Source organism: Haloferula sp., from assembly GCF_049672945.1.
Taxonomy (GTDB): domain Bacteria; phylum Verrucomicrobiota; class Verrucomicrobiia; order Verrucomicrobiales; family Akkermansiaceae; genus Haloferula.
Genome location: NZ_JBATWY010000240.1, coordinates 1 through 2,441 on the forward strand (window position 1 = coordinate 1; position 2,441 = coordinate 2,441).

The 2,441-nt window shown below is 61.8% G+C and carries 1 protein-coding gene and 1 pseudogene; one reads left to right on the plus strand and one right to left on the minus strand.

The features are described from left to right. Positions 1-289: 289 nt before the first annotated feature. Positions 290-2,119 (plus strand): carbon starvation CstA family protein, encoded by a 1,830-nt coding sequence (locus WBG04_RS20930; RefSeq protein WP_424316675.1) that lies wholly within the window; start codon positions 290-292, stop codon positions 2,117-2,119. A gap of 120 nt (positions 2,120-2,239) precedes the next feature. On the opposite strand, the pseudogene WBG04_RS20935 reads toward WBG04_RS20930, so the two are convergent. Beyond that, positions 2,240-2,441, minus strand: a pseudogene (locus WBG04_RS20935) (NERD domain-containing protein); the annotation flags it as partial.

Sequence of the window (2,441 nt, forward strand, 5' to 3'; positions counted from 1 at the left end):
TCCTTTCGTTGCTTCCCACCCCGCCTCGCGGCGACGCAGTTACTTCCAGTTCTCAGCCCGGATGCGCCCGAGGCTGGCCGGAGTCTCCCACTCCGAAGGGTGTTGGCGCTTCGCGGCGCACGAGGTGCGACGCCCCCGTCGCACGATGGGTGGCCTACTTTGGCCGGAACGGTCTCTTTTGACATTAGGAACTCTACACTAGCGGCACGGGGGCGTGCCGCCTCCCATGCTCAGCCTTTCAGATCTTCCGTGACACGCTGTTCGTCTTCGAACACCTATAGGAAACTCCATGCAGACCCTCTTCATTGCCCTTGGCTCACTGGTTCTCTACCTGATCGCCTACCATACCTACGGTCGCTACCTCGCTCGCAAAATCTTCAAACTCGATCCCGATCGAGTCCCCCCATCCATCGAGCTTGAGGACGGAAACGACTACGTCCCCACCTCGAAAGGCGTCGTCTTCGGCCACCACTTCACCTCGATCGCCGGCACCGGCCCGATCGTCGGCCCGGCCCTCGCCGTCATCTGGGGCTGGGTTCCCGCGCTTCTCTGGGTGCTTTTTGGATCGATCCTCATCGGCGCCGTCCACGACTTCGGCTCCCTGATCATCTCGATGCGCAACCGCGGCCAGACCGTCGGCGACATCTCCGGCCGCATCCTTGCCCCCCGCGCCCGCATCCTCTTCCTCTCGATCCTCTTCCTCGCCCTGACCATTGTCCTCGCGATCTTCGGCCTGGTCATCGCCGCGGTCTTCAAAATGTTCCCGGCCTCGATCTTTCCCTGCCTCATCCAGATTCCGATCGCCGTCATCATCGGTCTCTGGCTCCACCGCAAGGGCATCAACCTGATCATTCCCTCAATCATCGCGCTCGGTGTCATGTATGCCTCGGTCTACTGGGGTAATAGTGGATGGCTCGCCTCCTTCAATGCCACCCTTGCCCAATGGTCGATTCTCACCTGGTGCGTCGTCCTTCTCATCTATTCCTACGTCGCTTCCGTCCTTCCCGTCTGGGTGCTCCTGCAGCCACGCGACTACATCAACTCGCTCCAACTTCTCTCCGCCCTCGCGCTCGTCATCATCGGACTTGTGGTCGCCGCCCTCTTCGGTTTCGGCAGTGGCGAGGAAAAGATCGCCCTGGAGATCGTCGCGGAACCCATCCGGATCGGAGAAAACGCTCCGCCTGGCGCCCCCATCATCTTCCCCTTCCTCTTTGTCACCATCGCCTGCGGCGCCATCTCCGGCTTCCACTGTCTCGTCTCTTCCGGCACCTCATCCAAACAACTGAAATCCGAAACCGACGCCCAGTTCATCGGCTACGGCTCGATGCTCACCGAGGGCTTCCTCGCGGTGCTCGTGATCCTCGCCTGCGTCGCCGGACTCGGCCTCGGCATCCCCGAAATGGTCGACGGCAAGGCCACCGGTGCCACCCTCACCGGAGCCGACGCCTACCACGCCCGCTACGCCACCTGGCAAAGCGCCGGCGGCCTCGCCGCCAAAGTCGGCGCCTTCGTCGATGGCTCCGGCAACTTCATCAAAGCCCTTGGCCTCCCCGCGCAATTCGCCGTTGCCCTGATGGGCGTCTTCGTCGCTTCCTTCGCCGCCACCACCCTTGACAGCGCCTGCCGCCTCCAACGCTACGTCACCCAGGAGCTGGCAGCAGCCACCGGAGTCAAGCCGCTCACCAACAAACACGCCGCCACCATTTTTGCCGTCGTCCTCGCCGGCGCGATCGCCGCTCTGCCGGGTTCTCCCGGTGCCGCCCTCGGCACCGGCGGCCTGCTCCTCTGGCCGCTTTTTGGAGCCACCAACCAACTCCTCGGCGGCCTCGCCTTCCTCGTCATCCTCTTCTGGATGTGGCGCCGCAATCTCCCGATCTGGTTCGTCATCATTCCCGCCATCTTCATGCTCATCCTCCCCGCCACGGCGATGATCATCCAGCTTTTCATCGGGCCAGGTGCCTGGCTGACCGGTGAAACCCCGAACTACCTGCTCAGCGCCTTCGGTATCATCACCCTCATCCTCGAAGCCTGGATCCTCATCGAAGCCAAAGCCGCCTGGCCAAAAGCCAAAGGCATTCTCGAAGCACCAGCCATCGGTTCCGCCAAAAGCCGTTCGTAGTTCCGCCTTCAGGCGGCTGCAGAGCCTCGGGGTATTTCGTAGACCGCCTAAAGGCGGAACTACAAACCCTCAAAAAAAGGCTACCCACTCGGTTCACGCCACCCTCACAAAGCAAGCCACTCAACCTTCCACATTCCGACAATGCGCCTCGATCCGGTCGCCAAGTATTTGGATCTCTTTCGCTGAAAGCGCCCCAGGCTTCCCATGCGCAGCAAGGTTCCCACCAACTTCTTTCCCACTGAAAACACGAACTCCACCCTTCCCCGTGCGTTCCACATACCATCCAGGAATCACCAACGCCGGAATCACCTCCACACCCTCG